19 protein-coding genes and 1 tRNA gene are annotated in these 21207 nt (G+C 39.0%); 16 read left to right on the forward strand and 4 right to left on the reverse strand.

The genetic code is table 11. The annotated features are described in order from the left end of the window. Positions 1-306 precede the first annotated feature (306 nt). Positions 307-849 (forward strand): GNAT family N-acetyltransferase, encoded by a 543-nt coding sequence (locus ACESNQ_RS06980; protein ID WP_373075886.1) that lies wholly within the window; start codon positions 307-309, stop codon positions 847-849. 46 nt (positions 850-895) lie between these two features. Here the strand turns inward: ACESNQ_RS06980 and ACESNQ_RS06985 are convergent, their stop codons facing one another. The 4 genes from ACESNQ_RS06985 to ACESNQ_RS07000 all read right to left on the reverse strand — a co-directional run bounded on the left by ACESNQ_RS06985 (position 896) and on the right by ACESNQ_RS07000 (position 5623). Further along, the gene (locus tag ACESNQ_RS06985; protein WP_075230825.1) at positions 896-1978 is read right to left on the reverse strand and encodes a M24 family metallopeptidase; all 1083 of its coding nucleotides are present in this window, start codon (positions 1976-1978) and stop codon (positions 896-898) included. Between the two features lie 115 nt (positions 1979-2093). After that, positions 2094-2876: a lipid II isoglutaminyl synthase subunit GatD gene (gene gatD, locus ACESNQ_RS06990; RefSeq protein WP_373075887.1), complete on the reverse strand. Its 783-nt coding sequence runs from the start codon at positions 2874-2876 to the stop codon at positions 2094-2096. Continuing rightward, positions 2876-4219: a lipid II isoglutaminyl synthase subunit MurT gene (murT, locus tag ACESNQ_RS06995; protein WP_373075888.1), complete on the reverse strand. Its 1344-nt coding sequence runs from the start codon at positions 4217-4219 to the stop codon at positions 2876-2878. Before murT ends, gatD begins: the two co-directional genes overlap by 1 nt. A gap of 87 nt (positions 4220-4306) precedes the next feature. After that, positions 4307-5623, reverse strand: a complete 1317-nt coding sequence (locus ACESNQ_RS07000) for an FAD-containing oxidoreductase (protein ID WP_074324623.1) — start codon at positions 5621-5623, stop codon at positions 4307-4309. 338 nt (positions 5624-5961) lie between these two features. On the opposite strand from ACESNQ_RS07000, the gene cshA reads away from it, so the two are divergent. The 15 genes from cshA to ACESNQ_RS07075 all read left to right on the forward strand — a co-directional run bounded on the left by cshA (position 5962) and on the right by ACESNQ_RS07075 (position 20785). Next, positions 5962-7539, forward strand: coding sequence for a degradosome RNA helicase CshA (gene cshA, locus ACESNQ_RS07005; protein WP_373075889.1), 1578 nt, complete (start codon positions 5962-5964; stop codon positions 7537-7539). 273 nt (positions 7540-7812) lie between these two features. Beyond that, positions 7813-8601 carry a GTP-sensing pleiotropic transcriptional regulator CodY gene (gene codY / locus ACESNQ_RS07010; protein ID WP_373075890.1) on the forward strand — a complete coding sequence of 263 codons (789 nt, stop codon included), beginning with the start codon at positions 7813-7815 and terminating at the stop codon, positions 8599-8601. Continuing rightward, entirely contained in the window at positions 8601-9176 is a 576-nt protein-coding gene (locus ACESNQ_RS07015; RefSeq protein ID WP_247921705.1) for a cysteine hydrolase family protein, read from the forward strand. The genes codY and ACESNQ_RS07015 overlap by 1 nt, the downstream gene beginning before the upstream one ends. A gap of 77 nt (positions 9177-9253) precedes the next feature. Then, positions 9254-9339 (forward strand) — tRNA-Leu (locus tag ACESNQ_RS07020). 135 nt (positions 9340-9474) lie between these two features. Beyond that, on the forward strand, positions 9475-10752 hold the full coding sequence (locus ACESNQ_RS07025) for an ABC transporter permease (RefSeq protein ID WP_373075891.1): 1278 nt from the start codon (positions 9475-9477) through the stop codon (positions 10750-10752). A 118-nt stretch (positions 10753-10870) separates the two neighbouring features. After that, the gene (gene vex2, locus ACESNQ_RS07030; RefSeq protein WP_006150586.1) at positions 10871-11503 is read left to right on the forward strand and encodes an ABC transporter ATP-binding subunit Vex2; all 633 of its coding nucleotides are present in this window, start codon (positions 10871-10873) and stop codon (positions 11501-11503) included. A 258-nt stretch (positions 11504-11761) separates the two neighbouring features. Continuing rightward, on the forward strand, positions 11762-13141 hold the full coding sequence (vex3, locus tag ACESNQ_RS07035; protein WP_373075892.1) for an ABC transporter permease subunit Vex3: 1380 nt from the start codon (positions 11762-11764) through the stop codon (positions 13139-13141). 70 nt (positions 13142-13211) lie between these two features. Further along, positions 13212-13868 (forward strand): response regulator transcription factor VncR, encoded by a 657-nt coding sequence (gene vncR / locus ACESNQ_RS07040; protein WP_263393812.1) that lies wholly within the window; start codon positions 13212-13214, stop codon positions 13866-13868. After that, positions 13865-15184, forward strand: a complete 1320-nt coding sequence (gene vncS, locus ACESNQ_RS07045) for a sensor histidine kinase VncS (RefSeq protein WP_373075893.1) — start codon at positions 13865-13867, stop codon at positions 15182-15184. The genes vncR and vncS overlap by 4 nt, the downstream gene beginning before the upstream one ends. Positions 15185-15331: 147 nt before the next feature. Next, positions 15332-16213: a class II fructose-bisphosphate aldolase gene (locus ACESNQ_RS07050; RefSeq protein ID WP_033688381.1), complete on the forward strand. Its 882-nt coding sequence runs from the start codon at positions 15332-15334 to the stop codon at positions 16211-16213. A 130-nt stretch (positions 16214-16343) separates the two neighbouring features. Next, a complete protein-coding gene (locus tag ACESNQ_RS07055; protein ID WP_373075894.1) occupies positions 16344-17276 on the forward strand; it encodes an alpha/beta fold hydrolase in 933 nt (310 codons plus the stop codon). A 50-nt stretch (positions 17277-17326) separates the two neighbouring features. After that, the gene (locus ACESNQ_RS07060) at positions 17327-17872 is read left to right on the forward strand and encodes a histidine phosphatase family protein (protein ID WP_045613970.1); all 546 of its coding nucleotides are present in this window, start codon (positions 17327-17329) and stop codon (positions 17870-17872) included. 313 nt (positions 17873-18185) lie between these two features. Then, the gene (locus ACESNQ_RS07065; RefSeq protein ID WP_373075895.1) at positions 18186-19178 is read left to right on the forward strand and encodes an ABC transporter ATP-binding protein; all 993 of its coding nucleotides are present in this window, start codon (positions 18186-18188) and stop codon (positions 19176-19178) included. Between the two features lies 1 nt (position 19179). Further along, positions 19180-19998 carry an ABC transporter permease gene (locus tag ACESNQ_RS07070; protein WP_373075896.1) on the forward strand — a complete coding sequence of 273 codons (819 nt, stop codon included), beginning with the start codon at positions 19180-19182 and terminating at the stop codon, positions 19996-19998. A gap of 1 nt (position 19999) precedes the next feature. Next, the gene (locus tag ACESNQ_RS07075; RefSeq protein WP_373075897.1) at positions 20000-20785 is read left to right on the forward strand and encodes an ABC transporter permease; all 786 of its coding nucleotides are present in this window, start codon (positions 20000-20002) and stop codon (positions 20783-20785) included. Positions 20786-21207: the final 422 nt, after the last annotated feature.

A 21207-nucleotide genomic window follows, 5' to 3' on the forward strand; every position in this document is an offset into this window, starting at 1 on the left:
ATACAAAAGCGAGGAGAGTTCGGGGGATCTTGAACCCCGAGTCTTGAAATGGGAAAACGAGGCAGGTCGGTAACTCGAAGAGTTCGATTTCCTTGTCTCACCACCGCAAGGCTTACTAGGCTTGAAAAAACTTGCTAAAGGGCATTTCAAGCCAGACAGCTACTGCGTCATGAAATTAGAGGAAACTGTTGTTTTCTCAATGTTTATGAGTAAAGTGTTTTTACCCTGATCCTAGAAATAGGAAAGCTAAGAAGGTCCAGTGGAACTTTTTAGCTTGAACATTCAAATAGAAAGCGAGTAACGATTATGAAAGCACTAGGTACACAAACTATTGAGACAGAACGTTTGATACTGAGGAGATTTGTGGAAGATGATGCTCAAGCTATGTTTGAGAATTGGGCTTCTCGTCTAGATAATCTAACCTATGTTACTTGGGATCCTCATCCAAATGTTGATTTCACAAAGAGCTCAATTAGAACTTGGGTAGCATCTTATGACAATCCTAACTATTACAAATGGGCCATTTGTCTCAAAGAAAATCCAAATCACGTTATCGGAGATATTAGTCTGGTCAGTATGGATGAAGAGAACTCTAGCTGTGAAGTCGGATATATCTTAGGCTTGAACTACTGGGGACGAGGAATCATGACAGAAGCATTGAAAGATGTTTTATCATTCTGTCTAGATGAGATTGGTTTTGACCAGGTAGATGCTTGCTATGCAAGTTTAAATCCTGCCTCTGGTTGTGTCATGGAAAAGGCTGGAATGACTTTTTGGAAGACAATTCCAAATGCAGTTGAACGAAAAGGCTACATAGCAGATAAAATCTATTATCAAATCAAAAAATAAGATGGAAAAGTTATTCTTTTCCATCTTATTTTTTATAATATACTTTTTAATCAAAATAAAGCAAGTCTTTGCTGGTACTTGTAAAGAGGTCGAAGCCATCCTTCGTAACAACACCGCAGTCCTCGATACGAACACCGACTTTACCAGGGATGTAGATACCAGGCTCAACTGAGAAGCACATGCCTTCTTCGATAACCATGTCGTTTCCTTCCATGATTGAAGGGAATTCGTGGACATCCATACCGATACCGTGACCGAGACGGTGGTTGAAGTACTCACCGTAGCCAGCTTTTTCAATCACTTCACGAGCTGCGCGGTCTACTTCATGAGCTGTCACACCAGGTTTGATAAAGTCAAGGGCAGCTTGTTGAGCTTCAAGAGTCAAGTTGTAAATATCTTTCTTGAATTGGTCTGGTTTACCAACAGCGACTGTACGAGTCATATCTGATGCATAACCATTGACCATCACACCGAGGTCAAAGAGGAGAAGGGCATTGTTTTCAACCTTGTTAGCTCCCGGGATACCATGAGGATTTGCAGCGTTATCTCCTGTCAAGACCATAGTATCAAAGCTCATTTCATAGCCTTCACGTTTCATAGCAAAGTCGATTTGCGCAATGATATCAGTTTCTGTATTATCAAGAGAGATATTGTCAAAACCAACTTTAACAGACTTGTCGGCGTAAACACCTGCAACCATCATCTTTTGCACTTCGTCTGCTGATTTTATCAAGCGCATACGTTGGATCAATGGAGTCAAGTTCTCAAACTCAGCACTTTCAAAGACAGTTTTCAAACCGTGGTATTTAGTCAAGATGAGATTGTCAAACTCAACTGCTACACGTTTGAAATCAAGCTGTGGAAGAGCATTTTGAATTTTCTTCCAAGGGTTTTCAGAGTCCACGTAGCCAACTACTGGGAAAGAGACAGTGCTAGTCGCACGTTCAACCTCAAGGGCTGGCACAAAGAGAAGTGGTTCTTGGTTTCCAAGGACAAAAAGGAACATTTGACGTTCGTGTGGATCACTGTAAAAGCCAGTGAGGTAATTAATTGTGACGGGGTCAGATACGACAGCGACGTCTAGCTTTTCTGATTCAAGATAAGTTAAGATTTGTTGTAATTTAGACATATGCTACCTTCTTTCTACCCCTCTATTTTTGCAAAAATTAGGAGAAAATGCAAGGAAGAAGGAGAAAAGAACCTAAAAAAATTCCAACAGCTAATAGCATGTTGGAATCTAAATATTAATTGAAGTCTGCCTTGCTTTTAACATCGCTGTATTCTTCAGCAACTTCTTGGCTGAGAATATCCTCGTAAGTTGGTAGAACGATGTCCTGACCGTATTTTTTCTTGAGGGCAGTAGTGACCAAGCGATAGGCTAGATTGGCGTTACGAGAAAGGATTGGTCCGTGGAAATATGAACCAAAAACGTTTTTATAGTGAACACCTTCTCCGATTTTCTCTTCATTATTTCCATTTCCATAGACAACCTGCCCCAATGGTTTTTGGTCATCTGAGAGGAAGGTACGACCTTGGTGGTTTTCAAATCCATAGTAGGTTTCATCAAACTCTTCATTGTGAATCTTAATATCACCGATGAAGCGGTTATTGGTTTGGTTGAGTGTGTAGTGTCCCATAACACCCAAACCTTCGATACGCTTACCAGAAGCTTCAATATAGTATTGGCCTAATAGTTGGAAGCCACCACAGATAGCAAGGACGACACCATCATTTTGGATAAAGTTGTCAATACTATCTTTTTTAGCAGGTAAATCACCAGCAATGATACTTTGTTCAAAGTCTTGACCACCACCGAAAAAGGCGATATCGTAGTGATTTTCATCGAAATTATCATGAAGCGAAACGATATCAACTGTTACATGAGCCCCGAGTTTTTCAGCTACGTACTTGAGCATAAGGATATTTCCATTATCTCCGTAGGTGTTCATGAGATTCCCATAGAGGTGGGCGATATTTAGTTGGTAAGGATAATTGCCGTCTTTTGAGGAAAGTGAAGTATAAACCATTAGTTCATCTCCTTTCTAACAAGCTGACGATTGGCTAGTAATTCTCGGAATTCCAGCATAGCAGTGTATGTCGCCAGGATATAGGCATGCTTGCAGTCTTGAGATTCGATTGTTTTGAGAACTTGTTCCAGGCTACTTGTTTCAGTGATCTTGTCAGCTGGATAGCCAGTAACACGTAGACGACGAGCAATTTCAGAATGACGAACTCCACCCGCATTGATTTCAGGAATGTCCATATCAGTAATTTGCTCAAAGTCAGCATCCCAAATCCAGCTGGTATCAATCCCGTCCGCATAGTTAGCATTGAGGAGAACAGATAAACTAAATGGGTAAGGAGCTAGTTTGATCATTTCGATGGCCTGGGTAGCACCAACAGGATTTTTAATAAGAACCAGTGTGCATTCCTTGTCACCGATATGGAAGGTTTCTTGTCGTCCAAAGACAGCACGACTCTTGTCAAATCCTTGTTTAATCAGTTGAGAATCAGCGCCTAGGTAACGAGCAATAGCGACTGCAGCCAGAGCATTGTAGATGTTGTAGAGACCACCTATTTGAATACCATATTCCTGACCGTCAATAACAAAACGAGAACGATTGTTAGTCAACTCAACCAATTCTGTCAAACGGTAGTCCAAGTCAGGACGTTTACATCCACAATTCTCACAGATATAAGCTCCCAAGTTGGCATATGTATTTAGCTCATATTTTAAAATACTTTGACATTCAGGGCAGAGAATACCTTCAGTATTGTAGTGAGCAAGTTGCGCTGGACCTTTTTCTAGATCAAAACCAAAATACTGAACAGGATTTGAAATTGCAGGCTTGTAAAAAAGCGGACTATCACCGTTCAGCAGGACAGTAGCAGTAGGAACTTTTCGAATAGCGTCCAAAATCATGTTGTAGGTCGTATAGATCTCACCGTATCGGTCCATCTGATCGCGGAAGATATTAGTGATAACGAAAAGACTAGGCTGGATATAGTCACAGATATGTGAGAGACTAGCTTCGTCGATTTCAAGTACTGCTATATTTTTTCCAGTTTTTGAAGATTTTGCAGTCAAGAAAGTAGTCGTAATCCCTGTGATCATGTTGGCACCACTAGGATTAGTTAAAACTTGACCATAAATTTCCTTTAGGATACCGACAGTGAGAGCGGTCGTCAAGGTTTTTCCATTGGTACCAGTTACCACAACAATCTCGTAGTTCTTCGCTAAATTTTGTAGAATATCTTTATCAAATTGAAGGGCGAGTTTTCCAGGCAGCGTACTTCCACGTCCAAGACGACTCAAAATAAAATGAGAAGAACGCCCAGCAAGAAGGCCCAAAGTAGTTTTTAATTTCATGTTTCTATTATATCATAAATGCTGGAAAAGACAGATTTGAGATTTTAGAAAAAGAAAAACAGCCCGCTATCGGACTGCTTTCTATAATTAAATCGCAAACAAGTCATTCAAGTTTTCAGCCAAGGTTGGGTGAGTGAAGATTTGTTTTGTGAAGTAAGTGTATGGAATCTTGTTGTCCATTGCAACAGTGATGATGTTGATGATTTCTTGTGATCCTTCTGAAAAGATAGTTGCACCTAGAATTTCTTTGGTTTCAGTGTTGACAACAGCTTTGAAGGCTCCACGAAGGTCACCATTTACATGACCACGAGGCATAGCAGCAACAGGAATTTCCTTAACAGCGTATGGAAGTTTCAAATCAGCTGCTTGGCTTTCAGTCAAACCAACTTGTGAAAGGGCAGGTGTGATAAACATAGTGTTTGGCACATTGAGACGGTCTTCAAGTGTGTAGCTGCCATCACCAGCAAGGTAGCTGTAAACAACACGGAAGTCATCTAGTGAAATGTAGGTAAATTGAAGTCCACCGTTGACATCTCCAACTGCAAAGACACCAGGAACGTTTGTTTGACAATGTTTGTCCACCTTGATAGCACCACGTTCAGTTAGTTGAATATCCGTATTTTCAAGATGAAGTGGCTCTACATTTGGTTTACGTCCTGTTGCGTAGAGAAGGGCATCGAAACGGTAGGTTTCATTCTCTGTCACGACAAGAACTTGGTCACCATCGTTTTTGATTTCAGTAGTATGGATATTTTGAAGGAGTTCAATGCCGTCTTCTTCCATGTATTGTTTAGCAAGAGCAGCAATGGAAGGTTCTGCGCGAGGTAGGAAAGTATCTAGAGCATCTAGGACTGTTACCTTGCTTCCAAGTTTATTGTAGAGACCAGCAAACTCAAGACCGATATTTCCACCACCAAGAATTCCAAGTTTCTCTGGTAATTGTTCCAAGTTTTGGATACCAGTTGAATCAAAGACATTCTTGCTAGTAGCTAGACCTGGAATTGGTAAAACGTTTGAAACAGCACCAGTGTTGATGACGATTGTTTCAGCAGTTAGTTCTTGTTTTTCATCACCGGCTTGAATTTCGATGACCTTGTTTGAAACAAAGTGGGCTTCGGCATCAATGATATCAACTCCAGTACCAGCGATAGTAGCATAGTTTTTACCATTGAGGCGGCTCGTAATTGTATTTTTTGTTGCCATAACCTCGTCAAATGACAAGTCCTTCTCTGCGGCAACTAACAAGGTTTTAGTTGGAATACAACCGATGTTGATACAAGTTCCACCGTACATTGCTTTGTTGCGTTCGATAAGGGCAACTTTTTTACCAGCTGAAGCTAGTTTGGCAGCAAGGGTCTTACCTGCCTTACCAAATCCAATGACAATTAAATCGTATGTTAACATTTTTAAATCCTCCTGTTTGATTTCATTCTAGCATAAGAAAAAAATTTTTTCACAATTCTGCTACGGGAAAAAATATTGGACTAATTTAGTCTCACGAAAGCTTTTGAGAATCAAGTTCAAAAATAGAAAAATCGTTTACATGATTTAATCAAGTGGTTAGACTATCTTTTGGCCCTGGTCTATGGTATACTAGATAGGTTGCAAAGAAAGCAGTACTTTTCTTTAGTGGAAAAGAAGCAACACGGTCTTTCATAAAAACTGAAAGTACGTCATGACAAGAAAAGTATAAACTAAGCGCTATAGGATGGCTTCGCACCATCTTTAGAAAGAAGAATAACGTGAAATTTAATGAATTTAATCTTTCTGCTGATTTGTTAGCAGAAATTGAAAAAGCAGGATTTGTAGAAGCAAGTCCTATCCAAGAGCAAACCATTCCTTTGGCTCTTGAGGGAAAAGATGTTATCGGTCAAGCACAGACTGGTACAGGGAAAACTGCAGCCTTTGGATTGCCAACCCTTGAAAAAATTCGTACAGAAGAAGCAACTATCCAAGCTTTGGTGATTGCCCCAACTCGTGAACTGGCTGTTCAAAGTCAGGAAGAACTCTTCCGCTTTGGTAGAAGCAAGGGTGTGAAAGTCCGTTCAGTATACGGTGGTTCAAGTATTGAAAAACAAATCAAGGCTCTTAAATCAGGTGCTCACATCGTTGTAGGAACACCAGGACGACTTCTTGACCTCATTAAACGCAAGGCTTTGAAATTACATGATATTGAAACCTTGATTTTAGATGAAGCAGATGAAATGCTGAACATGGGATTCCTTGAAGATATTGAAGATATCATCTCTCGTGTACCGGAAAATCGTCAAACCTTGCTCTTTTCAGCGACTATGCCAGATGCCATCAAACGTATTGGTGTTCAATTCATGAAAGAACCTGAGCATGTGAAGATTGCTGCTAAGGAATTGACAACAGAGCTGGTTGACCAATACTATATCCGAGTTAAAGAACAAGAAAAATTTGACACCATGACACGTCTTATGGATGTTGATCAACCTGAGTTGTCAATCGTTTTTGGTCGTACCAAACGTCGTGTGGATGAGTTGACTCGTGGGCTTAAGATCCGTGGTTTCCGTGCAGAAGGGATTCATGGAGATTTGGACCAAAACAAACGCCTTCGTGTCCTTCGTGATTTTAAAAATGGCAACCTCGATGTCCTCGTTGCAACAGACGTTGCTGCCCGTGGTCTAGATATCTCAGGTGTGACTCATGTCTACAACTATGATATTCCTCAAGACCCTGAGAGTTATGTTCACCGTATTGGTCGTACAGGGCGTGCAGGGAAGTCAGGTCAGTCCATTACCTTCGTTTCACCAAATGAAATGGGTTATCTCCAAATTATCGAAAACTTGACTAAGAAACGCATGAAAGGTCTCAAACCTGCAAGTGCAGAAGAAGCCTTCCAAGCTAAGAAGCAAGTAGCTCTTAAGAAAATTGAACGTGATTTTGCTAATGAGGAGATTCGTAGCAACTTTGAGAAGTTTGGTAAGGATGCTCGTCAATTGGCTTCAGAATTCAGTCCAGAAGAATTGGCAATGTACATCCTTAGCTTGACGGTTCAGGATCCAGACAGTCTTCCAGAAGTTGAAATTGCGCGTGAAAAACCACTACCGTTTAAACCTTCAGGTAATGGCTTCGGTGGGAAAGGTAAGGGAGGTCGTCGTGGAGATGACCGCCGTGATCGTGACCGCCGTCGCGACAATCGTCGTGGTGAACGTCGAGATGATTTCAAAAAAGGCAGTCGCAAAAACGACCGCTTTGACAAGGAAAAACGTTACCGTAAAGACAACAAAAAACCTCGCACAACATCTAGCGAAAAGCAAACAGGCTTTGTTATTCGAAACAAAGGAGATAAATAACAAAAAAAGCGGTTCACTGAGGTGGATCGCTTTTATATATAAGGAGACCGAGAGTCATATGAAAAGTAATACGAGAAGTTTGTATTTATAAATTTGTTATCTTGTAATATTATCTTATCAAAAAAATAAAATACTGTCAATAAGAAAATAATAAAAAAATAGGAAAAATTTTCGAATACACTTGAATTGCAATTCAATAAACAATTTTCAGATAATTGTTGAAGTAGTCAGAATTTTATGATATAATGAAAGCGATTATATGCGAGGTAAAAAATGGCACATTTATTAGAAAAAACAAGAAAAATCACATCAATTTTAAAGCGTTCGGAGGAGCAATTACAAGATGAGCTTCCTTATAATGCCATTACACGTCAATTAGCAGATATTATTGACTGTAACGCTTGTATTGTGAATAGCAAGGGTCGTTTGTTGGGCTACTTTATGCGCTACAAAACTAATAATGACCGAGTAGAGCAATTCTTCCAATCAAAGACTTTTCCAGAAGATTATGTGCAAGGTGCAAACATGATCTACGATACGGAGGCCAATCTTCCAGTAGAGCATGATTTGACAATTTTCCCAACTGAGAGTCGTTCTGATTTTCCAGATGGTTTGACAACGATTGCTCCAATTCATGTCTCAGGGATTCGCTTGGGTTCTTTGATTATTTGGCGTAATGATAAAAAGTTTGAAGAAGATGATTTGATTCTGGTTGAAATTGCCAGCACAGTAGTAGGAATTCAACTCTTAAACTTCCAACGTGAAGAAGATGAGAAAAATATTCGTCGTCGTACGGCTGTAACTATGGCGGTTAATACCCTTTCTTACTCTGAACTTAGAGCAGTATCGGCTATTCTATCTGAATTAAATGGTAATGAAGGTCAATTAACAGCTTCAGTCATTGCAGACCGTATCGGTATCACTCGTTCTGTAATTGTTAATGCCCTTCGTAAACTTGAATCGGCAGGGATTATTGAGAGTCGTTCTCTTGGTATGAAAGGAACTTATCTCAAAGTTCTCATTCCAGATATTTTTGAAGAAGTGAAAAAGAGGGACTATTAATGGCTAAGGCTTTAATTTCTATTGACTATACAGAAGATTTTGTAGCGGACCATGGGAAACTGACTGCGGGAGCTCCAGCTCAAGCAATATCTGATGATATATATGGGGTGACCCAAAAGGCTTTTGAACGTGGAGATTATATCTTTTTTACCATCGATGCTCATGAAGAAAATGATGTTTTTCATCCTGAAAGCAAACTATTCCCACCACATAATATTATTGGGACTAGTGGACGAAACTTGTATGGCAAACTAGCCGAGTTCTATCAGGAATACGCCGATGATAGTCGTGTTTTCTGGATGGACAAACGTCACTATTCGGCCTTTTCTGGAACAGATTTGGATATCCGTCTCAGAGAGCGTAGGGTAGATACAGTCATTTTGACAGGAGTTCTTACTGACATTTGTGTCTTGCATACGGCCATTGATGCTTATAATCTTGGTTATCAAATAGAAGTGGTCAAACCAGCAGTTGCATCCATTTGGCCTGAAAATCATGCCTTTGCACTTGGACATTTCAAGAATACACTTGGTGCGAAATTGGTTGATGAAAATTTGCTTGAAATTACAGAATAATACATTTCAAGATGAAAAAATCTGAAAAAAGTCTTGACAATTTTTTTCAAAGTTGATATACTAGTAAAGTAATCGACGCGGGGATGGCGGAATTGGCAGACGCGCAGGACTAAGGATCCTGTGACCGCTTTAGGTCGTGAGGGTTCAAGTCCCTCTCTCCGCATAGGAAAAGAGTTAGCTTTGGCTAGCTTTTTATTTTTCATCAAAAAGAGCAAAAATATTTTTGCTCTTTTTTTGGTATTTCATAAACATTTCATATTTGAATATTATAATGGTTTTACAAATATGGAGGTGCTATATGAATCCCACTCAAAGAGCTTGGGCTTACGTCAGCAGAAAACGACTGAGAAGTCTCATATTATTCTTGATTTTATTTGTATTATTGGCTGGAATATCGGCTTGTTTGACGCTCATGAAGTCTAACAAAACAGTAGAAAATAATCTCTATCGCTCATTGAATACATCTTTTTCTATTAAAAGAATAGAAGCAGATCAGACTTTTCAACTGTCTCAACTAGATGACCTTAAAAAGATAAAGGGGCTTGAGAAGATTTCACCTGAGCTAGAAACAATAGCCAAGTTAACTGACAAAGAAGTTGTTACTGGAGAACAAAGTATCCAAAGGGATGATTTGACAGAGGCTGAAAAAAATCTTATCAGTTTAATTGCTTTAGAAGATTCTTCCAAGGATGTTTCTTTTACAAGTTCCGCCTTTAGTCTTAAAGAAGGAAGACATCTCGAAAAAGGGGATCGTAAAAAAATCTTAATCCATGAAGATTTAGCTAAGAAAAACAATCTAAAGCTAGGAGATAAGATTAGTTTAAATCCTGGTCAAGTTGAAGGAAATAGTGGACAAAGGCTAGACTATGAAATCGTAGGTATTTTCTCAGGTAAGAAGCAAGAGAAATTTACCGGTCTCTCATCAGACTTTAGTGAAAACACGGTCTATACAGACTACGAAAGTAGCCAAACTCTTCTTGGAAATAAGGAAGCTCAAGTTAGCGCCGCTCGTTTTTATCTAGAAAATCCAAAAGATATGGACAGCATCATTCAAGAGGTTGAAAAGTTATCCCTAGAAACTAAAGGTTACCAAGTCGAAAAGGAAAATAAGGCTTTTGAACAAATCAAGGATTCAGTTTCGACCTTCCAAACCTTCTTACAAATTTTCCTCTATGGCATTATGATTGCTGGTGTAGGAGCGCTGATCTTGGTCTTGTCACTTTGGTTACGAGAGCGAGTCTACGAGGTTGGTGTTTTATTGGCACTAGGTAAAGGGAAAATAGCAATCTTTAGCCAATTCTGCCTGGAAGTCATCCTAGTTTCATTGGCATCTATTTTGCCTGCATTTGTAGCTGGGAATGCCATTACTTCCTATCTCTTGAAGACTGTACTAGCAAGCGGTGACCAAGCTGCACTACAAGATACGCTAGCAAAAGCAACGAATCTTTCAACAAGTCTTTTATCATTTGGAGAATCTTATATCTTCCTACTTATCATTAGTTGCTTGTCAGTTGCACTTTGTTTCCTATTTTTATTTAGAAAATCACCTAAGGAAATTTTATCATCTATTAGTTAATACTCTTCGAAAATCAAATTCAAACCACGTCAGCTTCGCCTTGCCGTACTCAAGTACAGCCTGCAGCTAGCTTCCTAGTTTGTTCTTTGATTTTCATTGAGTAGAAGAAGGAGAAATCATGACTTTACTACAATTACAAGATCTTACTTATCGTTACAAAAACACTGCAGAAGCAGTATTATATAAAATCAATTACGATTTTGAACCTGGCAAGTTTTATAGTATTATCGGAGAATCAGGAGCTGGGAAGTCAACACTCTTATCTCTATTAGCAGGACTTGATAGCCCAGTCGAAGGAGCTATCTTATTCGAAGGCAAGGATATTCGTGAACAAGGTTATTCTTATCATCGCATGCACCACATCTCGCTAGTTTTCCAAAACTATAACTTGATTGATTATCTTTCTCCATTGGAAAATATCCGCTTGGTTAATAAAAAAGCTAGCAAGGATACCCTTCTTGAACTTGGTTTAGATGAAAGTCAAATCAAGAGGAATGTTCTCCAATTATCAGGAGGGCAGCAACAACGTGTTGCCATTGCTCGTAGCCTTGTATCGGAAGCACCAGTGATTTTAGCAGATGAACCAACAGGAAACTTGGATCCTAAGACTGCTGGGGATATCATCGATTTGCTCAAATCTCTCGCTGAGAAAACAGGCAAGTGTGTGATCGTTGTGACCCACAGCAAGGAAGTAGCACAGGCGTCAGATATTACACTTGAATTGAAGGATAAGAAATTGACTGAAAAATAGAGTCTACTTCTTAAACTTTTGGAATTGCTTTAGTAAACTATTAAGTAATTATAAACGAAGTGATTCTTAAACAGTTATTTCCCGCTATAGTGGTATCCTAGATAATAACTTTGTTATTATCTAGGACGGGATTTTTGAGACAGATGGCTCAAAAATTAGGGATGAAATTCTAAAATGAAGTTGCTCCCGTCCGCACTATTTAAGGGAAATAAAGAAATATAAAAACATATAAGCGAAGTAAATCTAGAAAGGAATCTTATGTTACACAACGCATTTGCCTATGTCACAAGAAAATTTTTTAAGTCGCTTGTGATCTTTCTTATCATTCTCTTGATGGCTAGTTTGAGTTTGGTCGGCTTGTCTATCAAGGGAGCGACAGCCAAGGCTTCTCAAGAAATCTTTAAAAATATTACCAATAGTTTCTCCATGCAAATCAATCGTAGGGTCAATCAAGGAACTCCACGTGGTGCGGGGAATATCAAGGGTGAAGATATCAAAAAAATTACCGAGAATAAGGCTATTGAATCCTACATCAAACGGATTAATGCTATCGGTGATTTGACAGGCTATGAACTGATTGAAACGCCTGAAACCAAGAAAAATCTAACTGGAGATCGAGCTCAACGTTTTGGAAGTAGCTTGATGATAACAGGTGTCAATGACTCTTCTAAAGAAGACAAGTTTGTGTCAGGCTCTTACAAACTGGTCGAAGGAGAACATTTAACAAACGATGACAAATACCAAATTCTCATGCACAAAGACTTGGCTGCTAAACATGGCTGGAAGGTAGGGGACAAGGTCAAACTAGACTCAAATATCTACGATGCAGATAATGAAAAAGGTGCCAAGGAAACAGTAGAAGTAACGATCAAAGGACTCTTTGATGGACATAACAAATCTGCTGTGACCTATTCACAAGAACTTTATGAGAATACAGCTATCACAGATATTCACACAGCTGCCCAACTCTATGGTTATACAGAAGATACAGCTATTTATGGAGATGCTACCTTCTTTGTTGCTGGAGATAAGAACCTAGATAGTGTTATGCAAGAATTAGGGTCGATCAACGGTATCAACTGGAAGATGTATAGCTTGATTAAGAGTTCATCTAACTATCCTGCCCTCGAACAATCTATCTCAGGTATGTACAAGATGGCTAATCTTCTCTTCTGGGGTAGCTTGAGCTTCTCAGCTCTTCTACTGGCTCTCTTACTGACACTATGGATTAACGCCCGTCGTAAAGAGGTTGGAATTCTCCTTTCCATTGGTCTAAAACAAGCAAGTATTCTAGGTCAATTTATCACAGAAGCAGTTATGATTGCAATTCCAGCACTAATTTCAGCTTACTTCTTAGCTAACTATACTGCTCGTACTATTGGAAATACAGTTCTTGCAAATGTCACATCAGATGTGGCTAAGCAGGCTAGTAAGGCAGCCCAAGCCTCTAATCTTGGTGGTGGTGCAGAAGTTGACGGCTTTAGTAAGACACTTTCAAGTCTGGATATTTCCATTCAACCTTCTGACTTTGCTATCATCTTTGTACTTGGCTTAGTTCTTGTAGTATTAGTTATGGCACTTGCTTCAAGCAATCTCCTCTTTAAACAACCAAAAGAACTCTTGTTGGATAGTGAATAAAAAACATGCTACCTATTCTCATTCAAATGAGATATAATATAGGTAGCATTTTTGATAGAAAAGGATTTATATGAAAATTCTAATTGTAGAAGATGAAGACATGATCCGCGAGGGAATTAGTGACTATTTGACGGATTGTGGCTATGAAACCATTCAGGCAGCAGATGGCCTTGAGGCCTTAGAACAATTTTCCAATCACCAAGTTGCCTTGGTTCTCTTAGATATTCAAATGCCGAAACTCAATGGTTTAGAGGTTTTGTCAGAAATTCGAAAAAGTAGCCAAGTTCCGGTCTTGATGTTGACAGCCTTTCAGGATGAGGAGTATAAGATGAGTGCCTTTGCTGCATTAGCAGATGGTTATTTGGAAAAGCCTTTTTCTCTATCTTTGTTAAAAGTACGAGTGGATGCTATTTTCAAACGTTATTATGATACTGGTCGTATATTTACCTATGGGGATACTCAGGTAGACTTTGACAGTTATAGCGCTAAAGTAGCTGGTCAAGAAGTTGCAGTGAATGCAAAAGAACTGGAAATTTTAGACTATCTGGTTAAAAATGAAGGTCGAGCCTTAACACGGTCGCAGATTATCGATGCTGTATGGAAGATGACTGATGAGGTTCCTTTTGACAGAGTGATCGATGTCTATATCAAGGAACTACGGAAAAAATTGGATTTAGACTGTATTCTTACCGTGCGCAATGTTGGTTATAAATTGGAGAGAAAATGAGACGTTCAGGTTTATTTAAAAAAATTTTTATCTATACCTTCTCGGTATTTTCTACCTTGGTCATTTGTTTGCATTTGGCCATCTACTTCCTCTTTCCTCCGACCTATCTCAGTCATCGTCAGGAGAGTATCGGGCAAAAGGCTACAGAAATTGCCCAGTCTCTCCAAGGCAAAGATGGTCAAGCTATTCAGGAAGTCCTTGAACTTTATTCTAAAAGCAGTGATATTAAGGGAGCTGTTAAGGGAGAGATGACTCAGGATAAGTTGGAAGTCAATGATAATCTTCCCATTGATAAACAACGACAAACGGCCTCCTTGGTTATTGAGGAAAGAGAAGTTCAAACTAAGGATGGTCAGACCATGACCTTACAGTTTTTAGCTTCTATGGATTTGCAGAAAGAAGCAGAAGACATCAGTCTTCAATTTCTGCCTTATACTTTATTAGCGTCTTTCATCATTTCGCTCCTCATCGCCTTTATCTATGCTAGAACCATTGTTGCTCCTATTTTGGAAATCAAACGAGTGACTCGACGGATGATGGATTTGGATGCAGAGGTGAGGTTGCGCGTGGATTCTAAGGATGAAATTGGCGATCTTAAAGAACAAATCAACAGCCTTTATCAGCATCTCTTGACGGTCATTGCAGACTTGCATGAAAAGAACGAGGCCATCCTTCAGCTGGAAAAGATGAAGGTTGAGTTTTTGCGAGGTGCTTCCCACGAACTGAAAACACCCCTAGCTAGTCTAAAGATTCTTCTGGAGAATATGAAAGCCAATATTGGACGCTATAAAGATCGGGACCATTATCTGGGAGTTTCTTTGGGGATCGTGGATGATCTGACTCACCACGTTCAGCAAATCTTATCCCTTTCTTCAGTGCAAGAATTGCGAGATAAGAAAGAACAAATCAACCTTCTTGAAATGACAGATTTACTCTTAAAGGATTATGATTTATTAGCCAAAGAGAGGGAAATCTCAGTCGTGAATCAACTGACTGACCAACAAACTTATCTAAATCCTTCGGTACTCAAGTTGATTCTTTCCAATCTTATCAGTAATGCTGTGAAACACTCTGTTCAAGGTGGTTATTTAAAAATTGGGACAGAAGATGGCTGGGTCTTCATTGAGAACGCCTGTACACCTGAGGAGCAAGATAAGTTTGAACAATCCTTTACGGTTTCTAGTCGACAAAGTAAGGGAGCTGGCTTGGGACTATTCGTAGTTAAAAGTTTATTTGAAAACGAAGAAATTGACTATCGATTTGAACGCTATGAAGACCACTTAGCCTTTTATATGAACCTACCTAAAGACCTGTAAAATTAGGACTTTGAGGAGAGTTACATATTTTAAGATAGAAGAAATTCAATTCAAACTACAGGAAAAACTAGATTTTTTTGTCAAAAAGTGATAAAATGAACAATGTAAATGGGATATCCCATAAAAATATACAGGAGGCCTGATAAAATGGCAATCGTTTCAGCAGAAAAATTTGTCCAAGCAGCTCGTGACAACGGTTATGCAGTTGGTGGATTTAACACAAACAACCTTGAGTGGACTCAAGCTATCTTGCGTGCAGCAGAAGCTAAAAAAGCTCCAGTTTTGATCCAAACTTCAATGGGTGCTGCTAAATACATGGGTGGTTACAAAGTTGCTCGTAACTTGATCGCTAACCTTGTAGAATCAATGGGTATCACTGTACCAGTAGCTATCCACCTTGACCACGGTCACTACGAAGATGCACTTGAATGTATCGAAGTTGGTTACACTTCAATCATGTTTGACGGTTCACACCTTCCAGTTGAAGAAAACCTTAAATTGGCTAAAGACGTAGTTGAAAAAGCACACGCTAAAGGTATCTCAGTAGAAGCTGAAGTTGGTACTATCGGTGGTGAAGAAGACGGTATCATCGGTAAAGGTGAATTGGCTCCAATCGAAGACGCTAAAGCAATGGTTGCAACTGGTATTGACTTCTTGGCAGCTGGTATTGGTAACATCCACGGTCCTTACCCTGCAAACTGGGAAGGTCTTGACCTTGACCACTTGCAAAAATTGACAGAAGCTCTTCCAGGCTTCCCAATCGTATTGCACGGTGGATCAGGTATTCCTGATGAGCAAATCCAAGCAGCTATCAAACTCGGTGTTGCTAAAGTTAACGTTAACACTGAATGCCAAATCGCATTCGCTAACGCAACTCGTAAATTTGCTCGTGACTACGAAGCAAACGAAGCAGAATACGACAAGAAGAAACTCTTCGACCCACGTAAATTCTTGGCTGACGGTGTAAAAGCTATCCAAGCATCAGTTGAAGAACGTATCGACGTATTCGGTTCAGAAGGTAAAGCTTAATCTAGCTGAACAATACAAAATGAAACCCGCCTGTGAAGGTGGGTTTTTTGTTTCTGGATATAGACAGATTATACTGGAAATTTCTTAAACTTAAGTTGCTAAAAGAGTCTAATTTTTGTACAATAATGCTATGAAAATACTGAAAAAATCAGCCCTTGTCCTTGTTAGTTTCCTTATCTTGTTTTTAGTAGGGACATTTATCTTTCATCGTATCAGCTTAGAAAAGGAACAAGCCTCTCTAACTCCTATGGGTAAAACTGATCTCGTTAATGGGCACAAAATCAATGTTTACGTTGATGGTGATGGTCCAGAGACTATAGTAGTTCTCTCAGGTGCTGGAATTGCTTCCCCAATCTTGGACTTTAAAAATGTTTCGGATTCCTTATCAAAAAAATATAAGGTAGTCATCGTAGAGCGGGCTGGCTATGGTTATAGCGAGGATAGTAATCAATCAAGAGATGTGATGGAAGTTTTGTCTGAGACACGTCAAGCTCTATCACAAGCAAATATATCAGGACCTTTTATCATTCTGTCTCATTCAATGGCTAGTCTTGAAAGTCTGGATTGGCAGGAGAAGTATCCTGATGAAGTGAAAGCCTTGGTTGGTCTGGATTGGGCATTACCAGCAAGTTATGAGGATTTAAAGGATAATCAGGCCTTGCTTACTGTGGCTTATTGGAGCAGTAAGATTGGCTTATTACGCTATTTCCCTGAGTCCTTTTATATAAAAAATCCAACTCTGACTGAAGCTGAACGACAACAATATAAATTACTAGCATATAAGCAGTTGATGTCACAAGCCATGCTTCATGAATCCCGTTTGGTAAAGGAAAATGCCAAGAAAGTTCCATCTAGCATTAATCCGAAAATTCCCACCTTATTACTGGTTTCTAACGGTGAAGGCACGACCTTTAGCCAATCAGAGTGGCAGCATTATGCAGAGAGATTTGCTAGTGGACAGTCCAATGTGAAAGTCGTCTATATGGATGCGCCTCACGAACTTTATCATTATCAAAGTCATGAAATAGTTTCTCGAATTGAAGAATTTTTAGAGAATAATTGAGGGCTTAAAAATCCATTGAGACTGATGATAATAATTGAAAGGAATGACTTATGAATAATTCTTATATTTTACTTAGACATGCTCATTCAAGATTTTCAAGTGATGATTTTAATAGAACTTTGTCAGAAAAAGGATTTTCATCTCTTGACCAGTTAGAGTTTTTGAATTCTTTTAATATTGATTATTATTTTTCTAGTCCTTATAAACGAGCATTTGAAACAATTAATAGCTCGCCAATTCAATTTGATAAAATAGTTCTTGATAATCGGTTACGAGAGCGAAAATTATCTTCAACCTTTATAAAAGATTCTGAGTTTGAAGACAGTATTAAATATTTATGGCAAAATCCCAGTGAATCTCTTTCAGAAGGGGAATCAAATCAAGATGCACTAGCTAGAGTACTAAATTTTTTAATGGAATTGGAAGAGAGATACTCAGAAAAAACGATTTTACTTAGTTCACACGGGAATTTGATAGGAATACTACTACATCATTTTGATTCCAGTTTTGATTATGAAAAATGGGAGCAGATGACCTTTCCAGATTGTTTTCTAATTGATAGAAATGGGATTGTGAAAAGAATTATGAAAGATTAGTTCTTTGATTAAATAGTGATTCTTATTGATCAAAATAGTTTGCCTTTTTACAATTCGTAGCCTGCCCCTAATGGCAGGTTTTTTGGTGTCTTAAGGAAACTATTTAACATAATTTTTGATTAAAAGCATCATTTTAAGAGAGAAATCTCTAATTTCATAATCTATAAGCAAACGCTTGCATTCCTTTATTTATTGGATTATAATAGGTTGGTATAAATCCTTCTGTAATAATATTGAGAAGGTGTAGAAAGTAAGGATTTAGAATATTTGTAGTCAAAAATACAATGTTGTTTCTTACGATAAGGAGATAGATATGGCAATGATAGAAGTGCAACATCTTCAGAAAAATTTTGTGAAGACTGTTAAGGAACCGGGCTTGAAGGGAGCTTTGCGCTCCTTTATTCATCCTGAAAAGCAGACCTTTGAAGCGGTCAAGGATTTGACTTTTGAAGTACCCAAGGGGCAGATTCTAGGCTTTATCGGAGCTAATGGTGCTGGGAAGTCGACCACCATCAAAATGCTAACAGGGATTTTGAAACCGACATCTGGTTTTTGTCGGATTAACGGCAAGATTCCCCAGGATAATCGCCAAGATTATGTCAAGGATATTGGAGTCGTTTTCGGACAACGTACCCAGCTATGGTGGGATTTGGCCCTGCAAGAGACCTACACGGTTTTGAAGGAGATTTACGATGTGCCAGACTCGCTTTTCCATAAGCGTATGGACTTTTTGAATGAAGTTTTGGATTTGAAGGAATTTATCAAGGATCCTGTGCGGACTCTTTCATTGGGTCAACGGATGCGGGCGGATATTGCGGCTTCCTTGCTTCACAATCCCAAAGTTCTCTTTTTAGATGAGCCGACTATTGGTTTGGATGTGTCGGTCAAGGATAACATCCGACGTGCTATCACCCAGATCAATCAAGAGGAAGAAACTACTATTCTCCTGACTACTCATGATTTGAGTGACATTGAGCAACTCTGTGATCGGATTTTTATGATTGATAAGGGGCAAGAGATTTTTGATGGGACGGTGAGCCAGCTCAAGGAGACCTTTGGCAAGATGAAGACTCTTTCCTTTGAACTGCTACCAGGTCAAAGTCATCTCCTTTCTCACTATGAAGGCCTGCCAGATATGTCCATTGATAGACAAGGAAATAGCCTTAATATTGAATTCAATAGTTCCCGCTACCAGTCAGCTGATATTATCAAGCAAACCTTATCTGATTTTGAAGTCCGTGATTTGAAGATGGTAGATACGGACATTGAAGATATTATCCGTCGCTTCTATCGAAAGGAGCTCTAAGATGGTCAAATTGTGGAGACGTTATAAACCCTTTATCAATGCAGGTGTTCAGGAGTTGATTACCTATCGAGTCAACTTTATTCTTTATCGGATCGGTGATGTCATGGGTGCTTTTGTGGCCTTTTATCTCTGGAAGGCAGTCTTTGACTCCTCCCAGGAGTCTTTGATTCAGGGCTTCAGTATGGCAGATATCACCCTCTACATCATTATGAGTTTTGTGACCAATCTTTTGACCAGGTCTGATAGCTCCTTTATGATTGGGGAGGAGGTCAAGGATGGCTCTATTATCATGCGCTTGCTGAGACCAGTGCATTTTGCGGCCTCTTACCTTTTCACCGAACTTGGCTCCAAGTGGTTGATTTTTATCTCTGTTGGACTGCCATTTTTAAGTGTCATTGTTTTGATGAAAATCTTATCTGGGCAAGGTATTTTAGAAGTGTTGGGATTAACTGTCCTTTACCTCTTTAGCTTAACCCTAGCCTATCTGATTAATTTTTTCTTTAATATCTGCTTTGGATTTTCAGCCTTTGTGTTTAAAAATCTATGGGGTTCCAATCTACTCAAGACTTCAATAGTGGCCTTTATGTCTGGCAGTTTAATTCCCTTGACTTTCTTTCCGAAAATTGTTTCAGATATTCTGTCCTTCTTGCCTTTCTCATCCTTAATTTACACTCCGGTCATGATTATTGTTGGGAAATACGATGCCAGTCAGATTCTTCAAGCACTTTTGCTTCAGCTTTTCTGGCTTATAGTGATGGTGGGCTTGTCTCAGTTGATTTGGAAACGAGTCCAGTCATTTATCACCATTCAGGGAGGTTAGGATGAAAAAATATCAACGCATGCATCTGATTTTTATCAGACAATACATCAAGCAAATCATGGAATACAAAGTTGATTTTGTGGTTGGTGTCTTGGGAGTCTTTCTGACTCAAGGCCTGAATCTCTTGTTTCTTAATGTACTCTTTCAACACATCCCCTCGCTAGAAGGTTGGACCTTTCAAGAGATTGCCTTTATCTATGGATTTTCCTTAATTCCAAAGGGATTAGATCATCTCTTTTTTGACAATCTCTGGGCTTTAGGTCAACGACTAGTTCGAAAAGGGGAGTTTGACAAGTATCTGACTCGTCCTATCAATCCTCTCTTTCACATCCTCGTTGAGACCTTTCAGATTGATGCCTTGGGTGAACTTTTGGTCGGTGGAATCTTACTAGCGACAACGGCGACTAGCATTGCTTGGACTCTTCCCAAATTCCTGATTTTTCTAGTCTGTATTCCTTTTGCGACCTTGATTTATACTTCCTTGAAAATTGCGACAGCTAGCATCGCTTTTTGGACCAAGCAGTCAGGTGCCATGATTTACATTTTCTATATGTTTAATGATTTTGCCAAGTACCCGATTTCCATTTACAATTCGCTCCTTCGTTGGTTGATTAGCTTTATCGTTCCTTTCGCCTTTACGGCCTACTATCCTGCCAGTTATTTCTTGCAGGACAAGGATGGATTCTTTAATATCGGTGGTTTGATTCTGATTTCCCTTGTTTTCTTTATCATTTCCCTCAAACTTTGGGACAGGGGATTGGATGCCTACGAAAGTGCGGGATCGTAAGAGATAATATAGGATGAGATTTAAAAATTAAGTATGTTACAAACAACCGTTGAAAATTATTGCGGTTGTTTTTGCATGTTTATGAAGACATAAATTCTATCCATACCACTTTTTGCGATTTTGGTAGTTATTCCAGTTGATTGATAATATTTTTGATGGTAGGAATGAGTCTATATTGTACCCAGTTAACTATAATATTTATCGATTAGATCATTTGTTAACATGGATTAAAAAAAAAATTAACCCGCGTTAATTTCTCTTGACTTAAATTTTTTTAATTGATATACTATTTTTCAGAGAGCTAACAATTATATATAAATGTACTACTCTATTTCCTAGATAATACTTAGTAAAACTTTTTATAACAAAGGCTAGCAAAGTTAAAGTTTTCTATCTATTGGAAGTTAAATAAATATGTAAGG

The sequence above is a fragment of the Streptococcus infantis genome (assembly GCF_964243025.1).
In the GTDB taxonomy this organism is placed as follows: domain Bacteria; phylum Bacillota; class Bacilli; order Lactobacillales; family Streptococcaceae; genus Streptococcus; species Streptococcus infantis_N.